The sequence below is a fragment of the Geobacter argillaceus genome (assembly GCF_007830735.1).
Lineage (GTDB): Bacteria > Desulfobacterota > Desulfuromonadia > Geobacterales > DSM-12255 > Geomobilibacter > Geomobilibacter argillaceus.
Map to the genome: position 1 here is coordinate 79,633 of NZ_VLLN01000015.1, position 21,424 is coordinate 101,056.

Here is a 21,424-nt window from a genome sequence, read left to right on the forward strand (position 1 = left end):
AGGAGGTACTCTGTATGACTTTTCGTAAAGGATTGGTAACAGCGGGTCTGCTGTTGGGGTATGCGGGGGTTGCAATCGGGGCGATCTCCGCTGATGAGGCGAAGAAGCTCGGTTCGACACTCACCCCCATCGGTGCGGAAAAGGCGGGGAACAAGGACGGGACGATCCCTGAGTACACCGGTGGCCTCACCAGTGCTCCGGTAGGGTTCAAAAAGGGGTCACCCCTGCGTCCCGACCCGTTTGCCGGTGAAAAGCCACAGTTCGTCATCGATCAGAAGAGCATGGGGAAGTACGCCGACAAACTGACCGAGGGACAAAAGACGTTGCTGAAGAAGTATCCAAGCTTTCGCATGGACGTCTACAAGACCCATCGTACGGTTGGATTCCCCAAGTATATCCTGGACAACACCGTCAAGCAGGCCACGACGACGAAGACCGCCAACAACGGTCTCACGCTGGTCGGCGCCCACGCCGCCTACCCCTTCCCGATCCCGAAGGATGGCTACGAGGCGATGTGGAACCATATCGTCCGTTACAACGGCGTCTCGTTGAACCATTATCCCCGCTCATGGGTGGTGAACGCCTCCGGCCGGCCGACCATGACCTACCAGTTGGACGAGCTGCTCGACTGGCCCTACTGGGATCCCAAAAAGGATAAAGCAGAGCTCTTCTTCCGGCTCCGGGACATCTGTACCGGCCCACCCCGCAACACCGGCGAGATGCTCCTGGTCCTCGATCCCCTCGACATGTTCGGCAAGGGGCGGCGCGCCTGGCAGTATCTTCCCGGCCAGCGGAGGACGAAACTCGCCCCGGACATCAACTTCGACACTCCCAACACCCAGCTGAACGGCGCCACCGCCTACGACGAATGGTGCCTCTTTCTCGGGTCGATGGAGCGGTTCAACTTCAAGCTGGTTGGCAAGAAGGAGTTGTACGTCCCCTACAACAGTTACAAGCTGGTCTATGGTTCGAAGGCCGACCAGTTGCTGACGCCGAAGCATATCAATCCCGACTTCGTGCGCTGGGAGCTGCACCGGGTATGGGTCGTCGAAGCTACCCTCAAGCCGGGCAAGCGGCACATCTACAGCAAACGCACATTTTATCTGGACGAGGACAGCTGGACGGCGCTCGCCAGTGACGAGTACGATGGCCGCGGACAGCTTTACCGGAGCGCCTTCATGTACATGGTCCAGAATTACGACGCGAACGCTCCCTATTCCATGACCCACGGCTTCTACGATTTCAACTCGAACGTCTATACCCTGGACGTGAACATCGCCGAGACCGGCGGCGTTGTCTACAAATCGGTTCTGCCCGACAAGCAGTGGGGACCCGACGCGCTGGCAGGCAGTGGCGTCCGCTGATTCTTTTCAATCAATGCCCCCCGGCTGAGCGATCAGCCGGGGGTATCTCCCTGTTTGTATCATTCGGGGCAGATACCCCGATGCCCAGGAGAAGATATGATCCGCCGAACAGTTACCGCAGTCTGTATTACATCCTGTCTCGTTGCATTTCACTGCATCGCTGCCACTCCTGTTTTTCAGGACGTGCTCGACACCCCGGCGCTGGAGAGTCCGCTTGCCATAAAATACCTGCTCAACGGTGTCGCCGTGGCAGGCAAGCGTTTGGTCTGCGTCGGCCAGCGGGGCCATATCCTGTATTCGGACGATCAGGGGAAAAAATGGACCCAGGCGAGCGTCCCGGTCAGTTCCGACCTGGTGGCGGTGCATTTCCCGTCCCCCCAGAACGGATGGGCTGTGGGTCATGATGGTGTCGTGGTGCACAGTTCCAACGGCGGCAGTTCGTGGGTCAAGCAGTTCGACGGCCGCGCCGCAGCACAGGTCATGGCCAGTTATCACAAGGGGTGGAAAAACTGCTCGAGCTGCCACGAGAAGATCGAGCCTCCCAAGGGAGGACCACAAGGCTCCGAAGCCGCCCTGATGGCAGACCTCAAAAGTTTCACCGAACAGGGGCCGGACAAGCCGTTTCTCGATGTCTGGTTCGAAAACGAAACCACCGGCTTCATTGTCGGAGCATACAATCTCATCTTTCGTACGGTTGACGGCGGCAAGAGCTGGGAACCGTGGTTTGACCGGACCGAGAACAAGAAGCGCTTCCACCTTTACGCGATCAGGCCGGTCGGCCAGGATCTGTTCATCAGCGGCGAGCAGGGGCTCATCCTGAAGCTCGACCGGAAGACGGGGCGCTTCGCGGCCCAAAAGACCCCGTACAACGGCACGTTCTTCGGAATAACCGGGAAACCCGGGTCAATCATCGCCTTCGGACTGCGCGGCAATGTGTTCCGCAGCACCAATGGCGGGGTTGGCTGGCAGAAGGTGGAAACAGGGGTGCAGGCCGGGCTCACCGGTGCCACCGTTACCGAGGATGGAAGGATCGTGCTGGTCAGTCAGAGCGGCGATCTGCTGGTAAGCAGCGACAACGGGTCGAGTTTCAAATCGGTCAAAACGGACCAGTCGATCTTCGCCACCGCAGTCGCCGCCATCGGCAAGGATGCCCTGCTGATTGCAGGACTTCGCGGCGTACAGGTTCAGCCCCTGAAGTAAATTACTGAAACGGAGAATTCCCAATGGCCGTTGGAACGGACAAAGTCGATGACATGCCGGTGGTACAGGAGCTGAAGGATTTCGACCAGTCCTCCGGTAACATGCTGGAGCGCCTGATCTTCAACCACCGGAAGGCGGTGGTTGCCGTCTGCGCCCTGGTGACGCTGGTTCTTGCCTATCAAATGACCAAGCTCGTGTTCAATGCGAGTTTTGAGAAGATGATTCCGCAGAGCCAGCCCTACATCAAAAACTATCTGAAGAACAAGGGTGAACTGAGAGGTCTCGGTAACTCGATCAGGGTCGTGGTGGAAAACACCAAGGGAGACATCTTCGATCCCGAGTATCTGGAGGCGCTGAAGCAGGTCAACGATGCCCTATTCCTCACCCCGGGCATCGACCGCCCCTGGATGAAATCCATCTGGATGGCAGCCGTGCGCTGGGATGAAGTGACCGAGGAGGGGTTCAAGGGCGGGCCGGTAATGCCCGACACCTACGATGGCTCACAGAAGAGCATCGATCAGCTCAAGCAAAACATCGGCCGTTCCGGGGTGGTCGGGGATCTGGTGGCGGATAACTTCAAGTCGGCGGCAGTCTTTTGCCCTCTGCTGGACATCGATCCCGTTTCAGGCAAACCGCTCGATTACAGCACCCTGTCCAAAAAGCTCGAGGAGATACGGGCCCAACACAGCAGTAAGAACGGCAAGCAGAGCGGCAAGATCAGGATTCATATCGTCGGGTTCGCGAAACTGGTCGGTGACCTGATCGACGGCCTGATGCAGGTAATGACCTATTTCCTCATCGCCGCGCTCATCGCCGCGGCCGTGATTTATATCTACACCCGCTGCATACGGAGCAGTGTGCTGGTCATCGCCTGCTCCGTGGTGGCGGTGATCTGGCAACTCGGCTTTGTCGCCACCCTTGGCTTCGAGCTCGATCCGTACTCCATCCTGGTGCCTTTCCTGGTCTTTGCCATCGGCGTGTCCCACGGCGTCCAGAAGATGAACGGCATCATGCAGGATGTGGGGCGCGGCACGCACCGGCTGGTCGCGGCCCGGTACACCTTCCGGCGCCTGTTCCTCGCCGGCATGACGGCACTGTTGGCCGACGCCGTTGGTTTTGCCGTACTGATGCTCATCGACATCCCGGTCATCAAGGACCTGGCGCTGACCGCCAGTATCGGCGTTGCAGTGCTTATTTTCACCAATCTGGTCCTGTTGCCGGTGCTTCTCTCCTTTCTGGGGGTCAGCCCTGCAGCCGCCAAGAGGAGCCTGCAGGAAGAAACCGAGGAGAACAAAGGAAAGGGACTCGGCGCGCTCTGGGGATTCCTCGACCGCTTTACCGAGCGGCGTTGGGCGGTTGCCGCCATAGCAGTCTCGGGGATACTGGCCGTTGCCGGTTTTGCCGTCAGCCTTAACCTGAAAATAGGGGACCTGGACCCCGGGGCTCCCGAGCTCAGGCCCAATTCCCGCTACAACCGGGACAACGCCTACATCACCGCCAACTATGCCCTATCCAGCGACCAGTTCGCGGTCATTCTGAAGACCCCACCCGATGGAAGCCAGAAGTACGATACGCTCATCGAAGCCGACCGTCTCGCCTGGGCCCTGCAGCAGGTACCAGGGGTGCAGACGACCGTTTCCCTGGTCGACTCGGTGCGGCAGATCACCGCCGGTTCCTATGAGGGGAGCCCCAAATGGCTGACCCTCTCCCGCAACCAGGCGGTGCTGAACTACGGCGGCCATCAGTCGATGGTCAACAACCCCGACCTGTTCAATAACGATGGCACGGTCATGCCGATCATCGCCTACCTCGCCGACCACAAGGCCGAGACCCTGGAGCTGGTGGTCAAGGTGGCGGGTGACTTTTCCCAAAACCACAGCGTGCCGGAACGGCAGTTCATGCTGGCGGCGGGAAGCGCCGGGATCGCGGCAGCCACCAACATCGTCGTCAGAGAGTCGAACCGTACCATGCTCCTGTACGTCTACTCCGCCGTCATCGTGCTCTGCTTCATAACCTTTCGCAACTGGCGCGCCGTGCTCGTGGCGGTCCTGCCGCTCGTCGTCACGTCGATCCTCTGCGAAGCGCTGATGGTGATCCTCGGCATCGGCGTGAAGGTGGCGACGCTCCCGGTCATCGCCCTGGGTGTCGGCATCGGCGTCGACTATGCGCTCTATCTGCTGAGTGTTCAACTGAACCAGCAGCGCAGCGGCCTTCCCCTTCGGGAGGCGTACAAGCGGGCAGTCCAGTTCACCGGCAAGGTGGTCGGGCTGGTAGGTATCACCCTGGCAGCGGGTGTCGTCACCTGGGCATTCTCGCCAATCAAGTTCCAGGCCGACATGGGGATTCTCCTGACCTTCATGTTCGTCTGGAACATGATTGGGGCGCTCGTGCTGATCCCGGCTCTCTCCCACTTCCTGCTCAATAACGTTCAAGCCAGGGAGGCGGCAGTGGATCCAGCAGAAGCAGCCGACATATCGACCGAGGGTCACGTGTCGAAGTCAGGCTGAAATCAGCGTAACAGGCCGGATACCGCCATCTTCACTGGGGCGGGCCGTCAAGTTCGGAGGAGAGACCCCAAGCGGTTCTCTCACTCATACAAGGAGGAAATCGATGCGGAACTGGATACATCTATCACTTGCTTTACTCGTTCTGGCCTTGGGGGGCGTGCCCGATGCAATGGCCTTCTCCAAGGAGTCGCTGGTCTGGAAAAAATGCACGGGATGCCACGCGCCGGCCAACGGCAAGATCGCCCGGGTTGAGGAGATTCGGACAACTCCGGAAGAGTGGACGGTGATTGTAGACCGGATGTCACGGCTGCATGGCATGGATCTGACCACTGCGGAAATGGGTGATCTGTTGAAGGAGCTCTGCAGCACCCAGATCCTTTCACCGGCCGAGCTGGACAAGGTCAGTTACCTCAACCTGTTCAACAATCCCCAGAATATGGAGATCCCGAAGGGGGCCGAGGAGGAGAAGCTGTTCGTCACCTGTGTGCGCTGTCACAGCGGCGCCAAGATCTACTCCTACCGGATGACCGACTCCGCCTGGGCCAAGATCCGCGATTTTCACCTCTACATGGTTCCGACAACAGTGAACCAGATGCGTGAGATGCGCTGGGGGAAGGAAGCGGATACGGTCCTTGCCTCCCTGGCCAAGAGCCATCCGTATACCAAGGCCTGGCAGGTGCCGGCGGAAAAGCCGTCCGGCTCCTGGCTGATCCTGGGGTACGAACCGGGCAAGGGGAACTACCGGGGCCAGGCAACCATCAACCCCGGCAGCAACGAGGAGTATGCGGTCAAAGGCAAACTGCAATTCAGCGACGGCACCACGGAAAATTTCTCCGGGGAGGGGACGCTCTACGGTGGCCACGCCTTTCGGACCCGTACGCAGCATGACGGCAACAAGACCCGCGGCGCTTACTCCTTTACGGATGGCACTCTCAAGGGAGAGCATCATTTCCCGGCACCCGATTTCAGGACGTCGCAGAGTACCTGGTACCCGGCAAACGGCGCGGCACGGCTGCTCAGGGTTTCTCCGGCATTTCTGCTGAAGGGTGAAAAGACCACACTGGTACTGGAAGGGGTCGGCCTGCCCGATGTCGCTGCCGGCGATCTCTCCGTTTCCGGCGGCTCGGTGGAAGTGACGGCGGTGCGCCGTCTCGGCCCGGAGGCAATCGAAGTGGAGGCCGTATCCAGCAATGATGGTCTGGTCAAGACTGCAATCGGCATCAAGGGGTTGAACAGCATGCCACTGACCCTGGCCGACCGGATCGACAGCATCAGGATTCTGCCGGAAATGGGGCGTTCCCGGTTGTACGGCGGCAGGAACTACCCGGCCGAAGGCGTCCAGTACCAGGCTCTAGCCCTGGCCAAGGGGGACGGGGGAGAGATCGCCCTGGGACCGGTACCGGCCCGGTTCAAGCTGGCCGCCGAGGTCAAGCGCGCCAATGACGACGACCTGGTATGGGCCGGCGCCATCCTGCCGAATGGCAAGTACATACCTATGGGTGATTACGGCTCGAATCCGGCGCGCGCCATGGGAACCGATGGGGGCGGCATCGTCAAGGTAGAGGCGGAATACCGGCGGGGTGAGCAGGTTTACGCCGCCAAGCCGGCCAACCTGATCGTCACCATGCCCGACTTTGTGCAGAGGATCAAGTAAGCATGCGGTACGAATGGACCGACCATCAGCTCTTCCAGCACCATGACCGGGCGATTCTTTTCGGAGTCGATCAGGGGAGCCTTTTCTTCATCGATGAGGCGACCCGTGAGCTTGTGGAGCGTCTGGACAGCCGACATCCCCTCCGACTGGAGGAACTGTCCGCCGCCGACCGGGACATTCTGGAGAGCCTGGCCGAAGCCAGATTTCTGGCCCCGCTCGGGGCGAGACACCGGATCGAGCCGGCTATCCCGGATGTCGGCTCGATCCCCCTCACCACTATGGTCCTCGAGGTGGCCCAGGAATGCAATCTCAGCTGCCGGTATTGTTATGCCGAAGGGGGAACCTACGGAAAACAGGTCCGGCACCTCTCCCCGTCCCTGGCCAGAGAAGCGGTCCGACAACTTGTTGCCGGCTCCGGGGACCGGGAAACGGTTACGCTGGTGATTTTCGGTGGAGAGCCGCTCCTCAATATGGACGCGGTCAGGGCCGCGGTGGAGGAGGCCGGTACAGCCGCGGTTGCCACAGGGAAAAAGGTCTTTGTCTCCCTCACCACCAACGCGACCCTGCTGACCCCGGAGATCATTGACTTCATTCATCAGCACCGGATTGCGGTTGCCGTCAGCCTGGATGGTCCGGCAGACCTGCACGATGCCAATCGTCCCGACGCCACAGGGAACGGGAGCTACGCCAGAATCGTCCCCAAGCTGGGCGACCTGCTCCGGGGCGCAACTGCCGCGGTTGCCGCCAGGGTAACCCTGGTCCCGGAACAGTGGTCACGGGTGGAAGAGGTTTTTTATCACCTCATGGAGCTCGGTTTTCATGAAGTCGGCATTGGCCCGGTAAGTCCCGTCCGGCCGGAGTACCTGCCGGATACCGACCAGGAGGAACAGCTGCTGGCAGGATTTGCCGCCCTGACCACAACCTTTGTGAAAGCGGCCCGGCAGGGGAGGCTGCTACCGTTCAGCAATATCATCGACCTGCTGGCCAGGCTGCATCTGGGACAGACAAAATCCGTTTCCTGCGGTGCAGGGATCGGTTATCTGGCGGTCGATGCCGAAGGAAAATACTACCTGTGCCATCGTCTGGTTGGCGAGGAAGCCTTTTGCGTGGGGGACATTGCCGCTGGCCACGATCCGGAGGAGATCCGCCGGGCGATCGATGGCGTCACCTGCGGCAGGGAGGAGATGTGCGGTCAGTGCTGGGCCAGGACCCTCTGTGCCGGAGGGTGCCATTATGAAAACCATCTGCGGGAAAACCTGCTGGGTATTCCTCCCGGAAGCAGCTGCTCCTTCATTCGGCGCTGGTTTCAGCTCGGCATCGAGGCATACGCGGAGTTGAAACGTGGGGGGGCGGACGAACTGCTGCGAAGACTGGAGAAGCGGGTCAAATGCTGAATCCCCCATAATGAGCGATACCGGTAACAACTAACGGAGGTTATTGATTATGGACAAGAAAAAGCACCTGGAAGCACTGAACGAGAAGGCCCGTGCCATCGAATCCCTGGCCAGGGGAGAAACACGGTCCGTTGAGGCCTTGGAGGATGGGACCAAATGGAAAATGCCGGTCGGGTGCACCACGATCTTTGATACCGGGTGGGAAACGAATCCGCGGCTCTCAACGCCGGTCGGGAACTGCCAGCCCTCGTCCCACGATTATCTGGGCTGTGCCGGTGACTGCTGGTGGCCGGCACAGAGTACCGACGGGCTCACCAATACGCCGGACCTGGAGCTCGTCTGCAGCAGCATTGTCCGCGACTGGCGCGATATCAAATAACCACGGCTCACATCCCGTGGGCGGCATACTCGCGCATCGGGCTGCTGGATGCTCTGCGGCCGGGTCGAGTAGCAAGGCTTGCGATCAATTTTCAAGGAGATGTCCATGAAAAACACGGCGTATGTAGTTCTGACAACCATATTCCTCTGCCTGCTGGCAGTTGCCGCTCGGGCAGATGCCAAGGAACTGGTGGTGAACCTGGGGTATGGCAAACTGCAGGTGATCGATGTCAGTACCGATGAAGTGACGGCCGAAATCCCGATCAAGGGGTGGGCGCGGGAAACAATGCTCTCCACGGACAAACAGTTCCTGTATGTGACCGCCAGCCGGCACATGATCCACAAGGTCGATCTGCAGAGCATGCAGGTGGTTAAGACCGTTGATATGAATCACGGCGGCTGGCAACGCTTCATTTACGGCTTTGAGAATACGGGCGATGGCAAGACCGCCTACATCAACAGCATCTCGCGCAAGACCGAAAACGGGGAGGTGGTAATCGGCAAACCTGCGGTCCTCCAGATCGACCTTGAAACCGGCCAGATTCTGAACAGCGTGGAAGTTCCCTCCGGCGTGTTCAACATCGCCTATTCGGCCGAGAAGAAGAGGCTCTTTGCGGTTGGTCTGGACATCTACACGATAGACGTTTCGGAGGGTGCGATGAAGATCGTCGATACCTATCCGCTGTTCGACAAAAAGATGAATGTTCTGCCGATCTTCTGTTCTGTCCAGGAGAATGGCGGCGTGTTCCTGGTCCCCTACTACACCCCGCAACTGCCCGGCCTCCTGAGTATCGATACCAAGAGTGCCGAGATCACGACCATCCCGCTGAAGAGCGAGATCATGGCATACGGGGCCTTTTATTCCCCGGACAGGAAAAAGGCCTACGCCAATATGGACGACCTGTACGTGATCGACATTGAGACCGGGACCGTGGCCAATACGGAAGTAGTAAATGAGGGGACCACGTTCGGCCTGGTCACCAGTGCGGACGGCAAGAAGATCTACCTCCAGGGAGGGCCGATTGTCGATGTGTACGATGCCGCCACCCTGAAGGTCGTCAAGAAGCTGCAGCTGTCAACCGACGGCATCATGCTGAGACGGCTGGACCTGTAAAGGGAATCATCCGGGCCAGGGGGGCTGCCGCTCTGGCCCGGATCGAGGGGCGTCGCATGGAATACGGAGTGCGTCTCACCGACAGTCGCCAATTGCCGGCCGATCCACGGACCATCTGCCCGGCTGAATGGCGGGAAATCCTTCCGCCCGGGCAGTTGCGTGCACTTTATTTCGGCACTGAATTTTGCGAGAGCCTCCTGCCACCGGTTGGGGCCGCGGCGGCGTTCTGTCTCGTGGCCCGTGAAGCCGGTCTGGAGGCGGTCATGCTCACTCCGCTCGTCACTGACAAAGGTCTCAGGCAGCTCGACCTGCTGCTTGAACGGCTGATAACGGGGGGGTGGGCTCCGGAGGTTGTGTTCAACGACTGGGGGGTACTGAACCTGCTGCGGCAGCGGTATCCGGACCTGCCCCGCCGCTCAGGGCGGCTGGTCAACCGTGCTCTTCGTGATCCGCGGGTAGTGGAGGCACGCCCGGACAGCGGGTCCGGCCAGCCGGACCGGGGTAAACGGGTTCGGACACTGCTCGCTCAGAGCGGCGTAACCGCCGTGGAGACCGACCCCGATCTTGAGGGAGGCTTTCTGGGAGCCGCTGCAGGAAGCATGCAGCGGGTCCTGTATCTTCCCTACCTTTTTGTGGCCAGCAGCAGGAATTGCCTGGTAAAGGCCGATGGCGCCCGAACCGCCGACGAATGCTTCACCAAGGGGTTGGGTATTCCCTGCAACGGCAGATGCCAGGGGAGGTGGCACCGGGTCCGCCGGGATGACACCTCCCTGCCGCTCTGGCGGGCCGGAAACACCTCCTTTTGCGAACTGCCCCATCGACTGGCTGCAGCGCATCTGTCACAGGCAGACCGGGTAGTGCTGTTCGAGAGGCCGGTACCGTGAACATTCTGGCGCCATTGCGCGGCTCCACAGAGGTCGGGGTACTGCTTGAGGCCGGGGCGGATGAATTCTTCTGCGGGGTCACTCCCCCGGGCTGGGAGGCGAGATTCGGCGGCACCTGGGCAAACCGCCGGGCGCCACTGTCGGCCGGCGTGGCCGATCTGGCCGATTTTGAGCGGATTCTCTCCTCGACTGCTGGCCGGCCCGTCTTCGTGACGCTGAACGCCCCGTACTACCCTGGCGGTGCCGTGGAGATGCTTGCCGGGTTCGGAGCCCAACTTCTGGAGATGGGGGCTGCCGGGCTGATCGTCGCTGATACGGAACTGCTCCTGGCCCTGGTCGATGCCGGCCACGGGGCCAGTATCCATGTTTCCAGCCTGGCCACCTGCATCAATGCGGGGAGTGCCGCATTCTACCGGGATCTGGGGGTCTCGCGGATCATTTTGCCCCGGCATCTGACCCTTGCTGAAATGGAGTCAATTGTCATTCCCGGGGTGGAGTTCGAGGTCTTCCTGCTGAACGATGGCTGCGTCTTCGAGGAAGGGCTCTGCGCCACGACCCATGCTGCCGGTGCATTCTGCACCCTGGACGGAGAAGGAACTGAAGGAGTCTCTCCTGAGACACTGGAGCGCTATGCCTTCTGGAAATGGACGCTCAATCACTGCGAGTGCCGGACGGGTAATGGCTATCCGCTGGGTCCCTGCGGGCTGTGTGCCATTCCCCGCCTGCTCGCTTCGGGCATCTCCAGTCTTAAAGTTGTGGGGCGGGAAGCGTCCCTGGAGCGGAAGGAGGCCTCGGTGCGGATAGCGGCCCTGTCGCTTCGACTCGCCCGGGAAGGGGCGAGCCCTGAGGAGATCCGTCAGGCCGTCGTGAATCTGCGTGGGTGGCCCCAGATGTGCGAAGAGCGGCATCTCTGCTACTACCCGGATCTGTGGGAACGAGAGGGATCCCCATGCTGACGGGGCTTACGCTCTTTACCCGGCACCTGCGAGGGAAAGGGTTGCTTATCGCCGCCCTGTGCCTGCTCGGCCTGGCCAGCGCCGCAACCTCCCTGGCCTCCCCCCTGATCGGCAAGAGCTTTATCGATTCCGTGGTCGGGAAGCAGAACTTTGCCCTGGTGCCACGCATTGCCCTGGCACTTCTCGGACTGGCGGTTGCCGATCTCATCCTGGGAACGTGCACGCGTCAGGTTCACGCACGGCTCTCGGCCGGGGTCCTGGTGGAAATCCGCGAGCGTCTGTTTGCCCAATGTCTGCATGCCCCCCTGGCGGAGATGGAACGGTTCCGCCAGGGCGACCTGCTGAACCGGTTTGGCTCCGACATCCCCAAGATTCAGACACTGCTGGTGGACGGTGTTCTGGGATTCTTCCAGAACCTCCTCTTTCTCGTCGTGGCCGCCGCGATCCTTCTGCGTCTGTCGGCTGTGTTGGCGCTCTGGAGTTTTCTGGGGCTGGTCATTGCCCTGGCCATCACGGCATCGTTCCGCAGACCGGTGGAACAGGGGACCCGCAGGGTACGCGATGCCATGGTCGACTTGTCCCATTTCCTTACCGAGCGCCTCGGCGCCCTGCGGGCAGTGCGTCTCCAGGGAGCGCAGGCAGAGGACCGGCATGCGTTTGCCGCCCATAATGCTACCCTCGTTCACCGGTTGCTGAGATTCCAGACCCTCGATTCCGCCGCCTCCGGATTCCCGGCCCTGGCACTGACCGCGAGTCTTGCCTGGATCTATCTCCTTGGCGGAAGGCTTATCGAAGGCGGCACCATCAGCCTGGGAACGTTCGTGGCATTTGTCCTCTATCAGGGACGTCTTGTCGGCCCGGCCACGGGATTACTGGGGTTGCTGCGAAATATCCAGGAAGCGCGGGTCAGCCTCGAGCGGGTGGTCGAACTCCTGGCAATTGACTCTATTGTCACTGCCCCCTCCCCACCAGGCCGGACTGAGCCGGGCGGTATTGTCTTTGAGGACGTCAGTTTCGCCTATGCCGGCTCCCCTCCGGTTTTGAACAAGTTAGATCTGCAGGTCTCGCCGGGGGAGCGCGTGGCGGTTTTCGGGATATCGGGGGAAGGAAAATCGACCCTGGTGCAGTTGCTGTTCGGCCTGCGCACCCCGCACACGGGGCAGATATCGGTTGGCCCCGCCGTTGCTGATGCGCAGGCACGGCTCGGGTATGCCGGGTGCGATCCCTTTCTGCTGCACGCGACGGTTGCCGAGAACCTGCGGTATGGCAACCAGGGAATCAGCGATACGGAATTGCACCTGGCAGCCTCCCTGGCAGAAGCCCACCGGTTTATCTCCGTACTGCCCGACGGCTACCGGACAATCATCGGCGGCCGGGGGCTGGCGCTCTCCGACGGGCAACGACAGCGCATTGGGCTGGTCAGGCTCATCCTGCGTAACCCGGCGATTCTGGTCCTCGACGAGGCCTTCTCGGCGCTCGATCCCGAAACCGAAGCCAAGATCCGGCAGAATCTGTTCAGCCATTTTCCCGACCGTACGTTTCTGGTCATCACCCACCGCCTGCACGGTCTGAATGAATTCGACCGCCTTTTTCTCATGAAGGCGGGTCAACTACGACAGGTCGACGGTCAGGAACTGAGCGCCGAGCTTGGCGGCACGGCATTTCGACAAGCCGCGTCGAATCTGGTCGCGCTCGATCAGGTCCGCACCCTCAGGCAATCGGCGGACAGGCGACCATGAAACGCACCGCCAAAAATACGCGGCTCCGGATCGGGGTCATCGATACCGGGATAAACCCCTGGCACTCCCATGTCAGAGGCGGCGTGTACGGCTGTCGCATCTTTCTCGACGGCCGGGGCAAGGTTCGGGAAGACGACGATTTCCGCGATCTGGTCGGCCACGGCACTGCGGTAGCCGGAATTCTCCGTCAGCAGCTCTCCGACCTGGAGATCTTTTCGGTCAGGGTGTTCGAGCATGATCTCACCTCCTATCCCTCGCTGGTGGCGCGCGCCGTCCTGCGGGCCGCAGCCGAGGGGTGCTCGCTCCTGAACCTGAGCCTGGGCATGTCCCCCGGTCCCGGCTCCGACCTCCTCACCATGGCCTGCACGGAGGTACTCGCGGCCGGATGCACCATCGTTGCTGCGGGTCGTCCCGACAGTTCTCAGGTGTTACCGGCCTCGATCCCCGGGGTATTGGGCACGATAGCCGACGACCTGGTTCCGGTGGGCGAAATCTCAGTGGACCATGGCAGGCGATACCCCTATGCCGCATCAGGGAGCCCGCGGGATCTTGAAGGGGTGAAGAGATCGGACAACCTCTGGGGGAACTCCTTTGCCTGTGCCCGGGTGACGGCGCATATCGCCAGGTTTGGCCCGAGTACCAGAGCGCATCGATTGGTGCAGTGACTATTCGTTTCCGCGGTAGCAACGAAACTATTCCATCATTCAACAGATCAATCGCCTATCCGGAAGAGAGGAGTAATGGCATGGACAGGATTTTGCGCATTGACATGGGAGCATCGGGAGGTCCGACGGCCGCCGTTGAACCGGCAGGTGAGTACGAGGGATTGGGGGGACGGGGATTGACCTCACTGCTGGTGGCAAGGGAGGTGCATCCGCTGGCCCATCCGTTGGGGGCGGAGAACAAGCTCGTCATTGCCCCGGGACTCTTGAGCGGAACTTCCGGCGCCATGACCGGCAGACTGTCGGTCGGGTGCAAGAGCCCGCTGACCGGGACCATCAAGGAGTCGAACGCCGGTGGCCAGGCCGCCCAGGTCCTGGCACGGCTCGGATATGCCGCCATCGTTCTCGAAGGGAAGCCGGTCGGCGACGATCTCTACACGATTTACCTCAACAAGGATGGGGTCCGAATCCAGGTGGACAATGGCCTGAAAGGGTTGGACAACTACCCGCTGGTCGAGACGCTGCGCCGGACATACGGTGACAAGGTGGCCTACATGACCATCGGCACGGCGGGTGAGCGGCGGCTCCTGGCAGCCTCCATCGCCTGCACCGATCCGGAGCTCCGCCCGACCCGCCACTGCGGGCGTGGAGGGGTTGGCGCCGTCATGGGCGCAAAGAAGGTGAAGGCGATCATCCTCGACGATGCCGGCATGAATATACGCACGCCGAAAGAACCGGAACGATTCCGGGACGCCAACCGGAAGTTCGTCGAGGGGTTGCGCAAGCATCCGGTCACTGGCGAAGGGCTGCCGGCCTTCGGCACCAACGTCCTGACCAACGTCCTGAATGAGGCGGGAGGCTACCCTACGCGCAATTTCAAGGCCGGCCAGTTCGAAAACGCCGCACAACTGAGCGGCGAGGCGTTGGCGGAACTGGAGATAAAGCGCGGCGGCTCGGCTACCCACGGCTGCCACCGGGGGTGCGTGATCCAGTGTTCGGGCATATTCAACGACAAGGATGGCAACTACGTCACCAAGCAGCCGGAGTACGAGACGGTCTGGGCCCACGGCGGCCACTGCGGCATCTCCGATCTGGATACGGTGGCCCGTTTCGACTATATGGAAGACAACATCGGTCTCGACACCATCGAAATGGGGGTAACCATCGGGGTGGCCATGGATGCGGGACTTGTCGCCTTCGGGGATGGGGAGGCAGCGATCGGGCTCGTGGAGGAGGTGGCTAAGGGAACTCCCCTTGGCCGGATTCTCGGCTGCGGGGCGGAAATAACCGGCAAGGTTCTCGGCGTGGAACGGGTTCCGGTCGTCAAGGGGCAGGCCCTTCCGGCCTATGACCCGCGGGCGGTCCAGGGGATGGGGGTCACCTACGCAACGAGCACCATGGGGGCCGACCATACGGCCGGCTACGCGGTAGCCACCAACATCCTGAAGATCGGCGGCGATGTGGATCCGCTCAAGGCCGAAGGGCAGGCTGAACTATCCCGGAACCTGCAGATTGCGACGGCGGCCATTGATGCTACCGGTATGTGCCTGTTTGTCGCCATGGCCATAATGGACCAGCCGGAGACGTTCCAGGCCCTGCTTGACATGCTCTCGGCCTGTTCCGGACGCCCCATGGTAGCGGACGTATTTTCTGCGCTGGGCACGAAGATCCTTGCCGCCGAGCGGGACTTCAACACCCGCGCCGGCTTCTCAAAGGCCCACGACCGGCTGCCGCGCTTTTTCTACAACGAGTCGGTGGCACCTCACAATCTCTCCTTTCTGGTGAAGGATGAGGATTTGGACAGGGTGTTCGACTGACCAACTTCTATATACGTAGGACAATGGTTCCAGATCTGACGGAAAAGTAAAAAAGGATTCAGGATACCGCCCGGGGCCGCCAGTGCCACTGGCGGTCCCGGGCGGATGTGAACAAGTTGCCTGACCGGTTGCAACGCACCATCCTGCCCGCAGAGGAGTTATTTTTGTTGTAGACGATATATCGTCATGCCGACTAAATATCGTCGAATATTCAATGACGCCTTCAGAAGACTTCCCCATCACATTCTCATTAATATTCCAACCGTTACCTGATGATACCGTCTGGGTGGCTGGTGTTGCCGCCACGCAATCCAACGAAATATCGTCGTTGTGTGCCCATGACCAGCTCACACAAAACACAATTTAAAAACAAAAACACAATAAATTCGGTTTGTTGAGCAATTATGGGGCGGCATATTGATTGTGGCACACAGAATGCAAAACAATATTTTAAGATTGCCGAATAGCGACTGCGGACCCTTTAACAACAGAACTCGGGCAGAGCTCGACTCTCGAACGAACAGAACGCGTATCCCATTGCCCTGGCTGATTTGAGCGGCGAGCTGCTCACGAAATAAGAGGCATGAACGAATGTTGAAACCGGTGTTTGTCGGTCTAGATATGGGGGCATCAAGAACCAAGGTTGCGGTTATCGATCCCCAAGGACAACTGAACGGCCACGCGGTCAGGAAGTCAGGTGTCGACTTTGCGGCGACCGCGTCCGCCTGCCTGGATGACTCGCTGGCGATGGCCGGCGCCAATCGCGACGACATCGTCCGGGCCGTCTCCACCGGCTATGGCCGGGCCAATGTCGCCTTTGTCACAAAGGAGAGCAAGACGGAAATCGGCTGCATTGCCAAGGGGTGCCACCACTATTTTCCCGAGGCTATCACCGTCATCGACATCGGCGGTCAGGACAACAAGATCGTCAAGCTGGACAGCAATGGCCGTCGCAGCAGCTTCAAGATGAACCGCAAGTGTGCGGCCGGCACCGGTGCCTTTATCGAGGAGATGGCGAGCCGCCTCGACCTCCCCCTGGAACGGATGAACGACCTGGCTCGACAGTCGGAAGATATGGTCAAGCTCGGCAGCTACTGCACGGTGTTCTCGGCCACGGAAGTCCTGGAGAGCATCCGCAACGGCAAGAAGGTGAGCGACATCGTCAAGGGGATCTTCTACTCGGTCATCAAAAGGGTCCTGGAGATGGACTCCCTCACCGAGCGGGTCGTCATGACCGGCGGGGTGGTGGCGCACAACCCCTACATCGTCGAGATGGTCGGGGAGATGATCGGCAGGCCGGTGATGGTTCCCGCATATCCCCAGCTGGCCGGCGCCATCGGCGCGGCACTCTACGCCCTGGATGAAAAAGGGTAGTCCCAAGTAGGTTGGGTTAGCGATAGCGTAACCCAACGAGCAACGCTGCTATGTTGGGTTACGGCGATACAACCGCCTAACCCAACCTACTGAATTATGGATTCAGAAGGAGACAGTAATGGCTGAAGAGGGCAAGACGGTGCGCAAGAAAATTCAGGCCACTGACCGGATGAACAAGATCATGGCCGATTACTTTTACGGCTTGAACGAGGCGGCAACCAGCAAGACACAAAAGGTTGCCTGGTGCACCAGCGTTGGCCCGGCGGAACTGCTCAGGGCCATGGGGTTCGCCGTTCACTTCCCGGAAAATCATGCGGCCATGCTCGGCGCCACGCGCCTCTCAACCGATCTGATCCCGGCGGCCAACGCCATCGGCTACTCGCCGGATATCTGCTCCTACCTCACGGCCGACATCGGCGCCTACCTGAACGGGACCACCCCGCTGGCCAAGGCCTACCCGGGAATCGAATCCGTGCCCAGGCCCGACGTATTGATCTACAACACCAACCAGTGCCGCGACGTGCAGGATTGGTTCGCCTGGTATGCCAAGGAACTGGGGGTTCCGGTCATCGGCATCACCTCCCCCAAAAACGTCAACGAAGTGACCACAGCCCATATCGACGATGTGGCGCGGCAGATGGCGGACCTGGTCCCGACGCTGGAGGAGATCTCCGGGGCCAGGCTGGACATGGAGAGGCTCCGGGAAACAGTGGCCCTCTCCCGGGAGTGCACCGAACTGTGGAAGAGGGTCCTGGAGACCGCCACCGCCGCCCCTGCACCGCTCACCTTCTTTGACGGTACCATCCATATGGGACCGGCTGTGGTCCTGCGGGGCACCCGGGAGGCCATCGACTACTATAAGGTGCTCCTGGCCGAACTGGAGCAGCGGATCGCCGCAGGGGTGGGAGCGGTCGAAGAGGAACGGCATCGCATCTACTGGGACGGCATGCCGGTCTGGGGCCGCCTGCGGCAGCATTCGGAGCTATTCTCCGGTCTGCGGGCGAACGTTATCGCCTCCACCTATTGCAGCAGCTGGATCTTCCCCTCCTTTGACGAGAACGATCCGTTGCGCAGCATGGCCAAGGCCTACCTGGAACTCTTCATCGTCCGCTCCGACGCCTACAAGGAAACGTACATCCAGGAGATGCTGCAGAAGTTCCGGATCGACGGGATCATCTACCACGACGCCAAGACCTGCCCCTACAACTCCAACAGCCGCTACGGCATGCCCCAGCGGCTGGAAGCGGCAACCGGCATCCCCAGCCTGGTCATCTCCGGCGACCTGAACGACCTGCGCTGCGTATCCGACGAGCAGACCAAGACCAACGTGGAAGCATTCATTGAACAGCTTGAGGAGGGGAAATAAGATGTCACACCAGCTTGACGCACTGTTCAGCCCGAAAGGAGTGGCCATCATCGGCGCCTCCACCAAGGAACTGTCCATCGGCAACGTCATCACCAAAAACCTGCAAACCTACGGGTACAAAGGGGCCATCTACCCGATCAACCCCAGCGCCCCGGACATCCGCGGCATCAAGGCGTACAGGAACCTGGCCGAGATTCCCGGCGAGGTTGATCTGGCCCACATCATCATCCCCAGCAGCCAGGTCCCCCAGGCCATGGAAGAGTGCGGCCAGAAGGGGATCAAGGCGGTCATCATCAACTCCGCCGGCTTCAGCGAGATGGGGGAGGAAGGGGCCAGGCTCCAGGCGGAATTCCTCGCCACGGCCAAGAAGTACGGCGTGCGGGTCTTCGGTCCCAACTGCCAGGGGGTCATCAACTCCGATCCTGAGCTGAATGCGTACTGCAACTTCACCTTCACCTACCCGGAGCCGGGCTACATCTCGGTGGTGGCGCTCTCCGGCGGGGTCGGCGCCCTGATCATGCAGGCCCTGGCCGACCTGGGGATCGGCCAGCGGCTCTACGCCTCCAACGGCAACGCCTGCGACGTCTCCATCCCCGAGATCGTCCGCTACTACGGCCAGGACGAGGGGACCAAAGCGGTCATCCTCTACACCGAAGGGTTCTCCAATCCCCGCGAGTTCCTCGAAGTGGCCAAAGAGGTCACCGCCCGAAAGCCGATCCTGGCCATGAAGGCCGGCCGGACCGAGCAGGGGGCCAAGGCGGCCTCCTCCCACACCGGTTCCCTGGCCGGGGTGGATATCGCCACCGAACTGATCTTCGAAAAGACCGGCATCCTCTCCTTCACCGACGAAGGGGAAATGGCGAGGGCCGCCATGGCCTTCGCCACCCAGCCGATCCCCAAGGGGAACCGGGTCGGGATCATCACCAACACCGGCGGCCCGGCCGTCATCGCCACCGACGTCCTGGTTGCCTGCGGCCTGGACGTGCCGAAGATTTCTGAAAGCTCCATCGAGCGGCTGAAAGGGACCCAGCTTCCCGAAGCGGCCCTGGAGAACCCGATCGACGTAGTGGCCACCGCCGGCGGCCCCCACTTCCGCGGTGCCCTGGACGTGCTCATCGACGAAGAGAGCGTGGACAGCATCTTCATCAACTTCGTCACCGCACCGTTCACCGACACCCACGAGGTGGCCCGGCAGATCGTCGAGGTCAGCAAGCTCGCCAGAAAGCCGATCGTCTGCAACTTCATGACCGACCTCAGCCAGGAGCGGTTCCAGATCACCCGGGACATCCTGAAAAAAGGCGGGGTCCCGTTCTACGCCAACCCGAGCGACGCGGCCAAGGCGCTGGGCGCCCTCACCAGGTACGGCCTGCTCAAGCAGCGCGACATCGGTCAGGCAGAGACCTTTAGCGGCGTTGACCGTGCCAGTGCCAGGGCGATCATCGAGCAGGCACAGCAGGCCGGCCGCAGCGTTCTTCCCGCCAGCGACGTCTACACGATCTTCGAGGCGTACGGCATCCCGGTGGCCGGCTGGCTGGTGGTGGAAAACGCCGAGGAGGCCGTTTTCGCCGCCGGCAAGATCGGCTACCCAGTGGTGGTCAAGGTGGACAGCGAGGAGATCGACCATAAGAGCGACATGGGCGGGGTTAGCGTCAACCTGAAGGACGGCGCAGCGGTCCGTGCCGCGGTGGAGGATATGCAGAACCGCCTCGGGCATTTCGGGAAGCTTCGCTTCTTTGTCCAGCAGTTCCTCCCCGGCGGGCGCGAGCTGATCATCGGCGCCACTGCCGAAAGGGAGCTGGGGCACCTGGTGATGTTCGGGCTGGGGGGCATCTACGTCGAAGTGCTGAAGGACGTGGCGTTCAAGATCGCGCCGGTGACAAAGGTTGAGGCCGGGGAGATGCTGGCGAGCCTGAAGACCGCGGCCCTCCTGGACGGTGTCCGGGGCGAGAAGGGGGTCGACAAGGAGAGGATCGTCAACCTGATCCAGCGCGTCTCCCAGCTCCTCATTGACCTGCCGATGATCCAGGAGATGGACATGAACCCGATCATGGCGTTTGAGGACGGCGTGTACGCCGTGGATGGCAGGATCAGGATCTGAGTTCACCAGGCAGCTACGGCCCTGTCAGGAGCTGTGGGCTGATTATGCAATTCACATCAGATAAAGGAGAAAAAACAGAGATGAGGAAAATTGCGCTGATCGTACTTGTGAGTTTGATCGTAGCAGGATTTGCCATGACGACATGCTATGCCGCCAGTGCAAAGGATGATGCAAAGGCCATGGTCAAAAAGACGGCCGCTTTTCTGAAAACGGCGGGCAAAGAAAAGACCCTGGCAGAGATCAGCAATCCGAAAGGACAGTTCGTAAAGGGTGAACTGTACATCTTTGCCATCGACATGAACGGCATTACGCTGGCGCATGGTGCAAATCCGAAACTCGTTGGCAAAAACATGCTGGATTTAAAAGACCCTGACGGAAAGTTCTTTATTAAGGAATTCATAAGCACTGCCAGGAAAGGGAGCGGCTGGGTGGATTACAAATGGACCAATCCGGTCAGCAAGAAGATCGAGGAGAAGACCTCGTACATAGAATCCGCAGGAGACTTCCTGCTAGCCGCCGGTGTCTACAAATAAGTTTCCGTCCTGATATCAGCCTAAGGAGAGCCATATGTTGACGAAAGCATTCATCCCCTACCGCGGTTACTACAGCACCCCTTTTGCCAAGTGGCAGGGGACCCTGGCCAACGAGAACTCCATCGTCCTCGGTGCTGCCACCTCCAAGCGGTTCCTGGAGGGCAAGGGGTGGGACCCGAAGGCAATCGAATATGTCCTGGTGGGGAGCACCGTCTACCAGCAGCACTGGTTCTACAGCGGTCCCTGGGCCGCGGCCATGCTGGGGGCCGAAGGGTCGCCCGGCGTCCTGATCACCCAGGCCTGCTCCACCTCCGCCTTCTCCCTCTACCAGGCCGGTCAGGGGATCGAGACCGGGATGTTCAAGAACAGCTGGTGCCTCCTGGC

At 60.7% G+C, this 21,424-nt stretch carries 17 protein-coding genes; all 17 read left to right on the plus strand.

Annotation, left to right across the window (positions count from 1 at the left end; genetic code table 11):
• Positions 1 to 14 precede the first annotated feature (14 nt).
• A complete protein-coding gene (locus JN12_RS12755; RefSeq protein ID WP_145023302.1) occupies positions 15 to 1,364 on the plus strand; it encodes a DUF1329 domain-containing protein in 1,350 nt (449 codons plus the stop codon).
• A 96-nt stretch (positions 1,365 to 1,460) separates the two neighbouring features.
• The gene (locus JN12_RS12760) at positions 1,461 to 2,564 is read left to right on the plus strand and encodes a WD40/YVTN/BNR-like repeat-containing protein (RefSeq protein WP_145023304.1); all 1,104 of its coding nucleotides are present in this window, start codon (positions 1,461 to 1,463) and stop codon (positions 2,562 to 2,564) included.
• 23 nt (positions 2,565 to 2,587) lie between these two features.
• Positions 2,588 to 5,071 carry an efflux RND transporter permease subunit gene (locus tag JN12_RS12765; protein ID WP_145023306.1) on the plus strand — a complete coding sequence of 828 codons (2,484 nt, stop codon included), beginning with the start codon at positions 2,588 to 2,590 and terminating at the stop codon, positions 5,069 to 5,071.
• Positions 5,072 to 5,174: 103 nt separating this feature from the next.
• Entirely contained in the window at positions 5,175 to 6,725 is a 1,551-nt protein-coding gene (peaA, locus tag JN12_RS12770) for a quinohemoprotein amine dehydrogenase subunit alpha (protein ID WP_145023308.1), read from the plus strand.
• A 2-nt stretch (positions 6,726 to 6,727) separates the two neighbouring features.
• The gene (locus JN12_RS12775; RefSeq protein WP_145023310.1) at positions 6,728 to 8,119 is read left to right on the plus strand and encodes a radical SAM/SPASM domain-containing protein; all 1,392 of its coding nucleotides are present in this window, start codon (positions 6,728 to 6,730) and stop codon (positions 8,117 to 8,119) included.
• Positions 8,120 to 8,168: 49 nt separating this feature from the next.
• A complete protein-coding gene (gene qhpC, locus JN12_RS12780; protein WP_145023313.1) occupies positions 8,169 to 8,498 on the plus strand; it encodes a quinohemoprotein amine dehydrogenase subunit gamma in 330 nt (109 codons plus the stop codon).
• A 105-nt stretch (positions 8,499 to 8,603) separates the two neighbouring features.
• Positions 8,604 to 9,611, plus strand: a complete 1,008-nt coding sequence (locus JN12_RS12785) for a YncE family protein (RefSeq protein WP_145023315.1) — start codon at positions 8,604 to 8,606, stop codon at positions 9,609 to 9,611.
• 56 nt (positions 9,612 to 9,667) lie between these two features.
• Complete coding sequence (locus JN12_RS12790) at positions 9,668 to 10,495, plus strand: hypothetical protein (protein ID WP_145023317.1); 828 nt, start codon at positions 9,668 to 9,670, stop codon at positions 10,493 to 10,495.
• Positions 10,492 to 11,451, plus strand: coding sequence for a U32 family peptidase (locus JN12_RS12795; RefSeq protein ID WP_145023319.1), 960 nt, complete (start codon positions 10,492 to 10,494; stop codon positions 11,449 to 11,451). The genes JN12_RS12790 and JN12_RS12795 overlap by 4 nt, the downstream gene beginning before the upstream one ends.
• Positions 11,445 to 13,190 (plus strand): ABC transporter ATP-binding protein, encoded by a 1,746-nt coding sequence (locus tag JN12_RS12800; protein ID WP_145023321.1) that lies wholly within the window; start codon positions 11,445 to 11,447, stop codon positions 13,188 to 13,190. Before JN12_RS12795 ends, JN12_RS12800 begins: the two co-directional genes overlap by 7 nt.
• Positions 13,187 to 13,855 (plus strand): S8 family serine peptidase, encoded by a 669-nt coding sequence (locus tag JN12_RS12805; RefSeq protein ID WP_145023323.1) that lies wholly within the window; start codon positions 13,187 to 13,189, stop codon positions 13,853 to 13,855. Before JN12_RS12800 ends, JN12_RS12805 begins: the two co-directional genes overlap by 4 nt.
• An 80-nt stretch (positions 13,856 to 13,935) precedes the next feature.
• A complete protein-coding gene (locus tag JN12_RS12810) occupies positions 13,936 to 15,669 on the plus strand; it encodes an aldehyde ferredoxin oxidoreductase C-terminal domain-containing protein (RefSeq protein WP_145023325.1) in 1,734 nt (577 codons plus the stop codon).
• Between the two features lie 591 nt (positions 15,670 to 16,260).
• Entirely contained in the window at positions 16,261 to 17,043 is a 783-nt protein-coding gene (locus tag JN12_RS12815) for an acyl-CoA dehydratase activase (RefSeq protein WP_145023327.1), read from the plus strand.
• Positions 17,044 to 17,161: 118 nt separating this feature from the next.
• On the plus strand, positions 17,162 to 18,409 hold the full coding sequence (locus JN12_RS12820) for a 2-hydroxyacyl-CoA dehydratase subunit D (RefSeq protein WP_145023329.1): 1,248 nt from the start codon (positions 17,162 to 17,164) through the stop codon (positions 18,407 to 18,409).
• A 1-nt stretch (position 18,410) separates the two neighbouring features.
• Positions 18,411 to 20,507: an acetate--CoA ligase family protein gene (locus JN12_RS12825; protein WP_145023331.1), complete on the plus strand. Its 2,097-nt coding sequence runs from the start codon at positions 18,411 to 18,413 to the stop codon at positions 20,505 to 20,507.
• A 44-nt stretch (positions 20,508 to 20,551) separates the two neighbouring features.
• Positions 20,552 to 21,040, plus strand: a complete 489-nt coding sequence (locus JN12_RS12830; protein WP_211360540.1) for a cache domain-containing protein — start codon at positions 20,552 to 20,554, stop codon at positions 21,038 to 21,040.
• 34 nt (positions 21,041 to 21,074) lie between these two features.
• The coding region (locus JN12_RS12835) for a thiolase family protein (RefSeq protein WP_456237315.1) at positions 21,075 to 21,424 on the plus strand (350 nt) is incomplete at its 3' end.

Bases quoted from the DNA above. Each gene is read 5' to 3' on its own strand.
- JN12_RS12755 (WP_145023302.1), top strand. From the start codon at position 15: ATGACTTTTCGTAAAGGATTGGTAACAGCGGGTCTGCTGTTGGGGTAT.
- JN12_RS12760 (WP_145023304.1), top strand. From the start codon at position 1,461: ATGATCCGCCGAACAGTTACCGCAGTCTGTATTACATCCTGTCTCGTT.
- JN12_RS12765 (WP_145023306.1), top strand. From the start codon at position 2,588: ATGGCCGTTGGAACGGACAAAGTCGATGACATGCCGGTGGTACAGGAG.
- peaA (WP_145023308.1), top strand. From the start codon at position 5,175: ATGCGGAACTGGATACATCTATCACTTGCTTTACTCGTTCTGGCCTTG.
- JN12_RS12775 (WP_145023310.1), top strand. From the start codon at position 6,728: ATGCGGTACGAATGGACCGACCATCAGCTCTTCCAGCACCATGACCGG.
- qhpC (WP_145023313.1), top strand. From the start codon at position 8,169: ATGGACAAGAAAAAGCACCTGGAAGCACTGAACGAGAAGGCCCGTGCC.
- JN12_RS12785 (WP_145023315.1), top strand. From the start codon at position 8,604: ATGAAAAACACGGCGTATGTAGTTCTGACAACCATATTCCTCTGCCTG.
- JN12_RS12790 (WP_145023317.1), top strand. From the start codon at position 9,668: ATGGAATACGGAGTGCGTCTCACCGACAGTCGCCAATTGCCGGCCGAT.
- JN12_RS12800 (WP_145023321.1), top strand. From the start codon at position 11,445: ATGCTGACGGGGCTTACGCTCTTTACCCGGCACCTGCGAGGGAAAGGG.
- JN12_RS12805 (WP_145023323.1), top strand. From the start codon at position 13,187: ATGAAACGCACCGCCAAAAATACGCGGCTCCGGATCGGGGTCATCGAT.
- JN12_RS12810 (WP_145023325.1), top strand. From the start codon at position 13,936: ATGGACAGGATTTTGCGCATTGACATGGGAGCATCGGGAGGTCCGACG.
- JN12_RS12815 (WP_145023327.1), top strand. From the start codon at position 16,261: ATGTTGAAACCGGTGTTTGTCGGTCTAGATATGGGGGCATCAAGAACC.
- JN12_RS12820 (WP_145023329.1), top strand. From the start codon at position 17,162: ATGGCTGAAGAGGGCAAGACGGTGCGCAAGAAAATTCAGGCCACTGAC.
- JN12_RS12825 (WP_145023331.1), top strand. From the start codon at position 18,411: ATGTCACACCAGCTTGACGCACTGTTCAGCCCGAAAGGAGTGGCCATC.
- JN12_RS12830 (WP_211360540.1), top strand. From the start codon at position 20,552: ATGCAATTCACATCAGATAAAGGAGAAAAAACAGAGATGAGGAAAATT.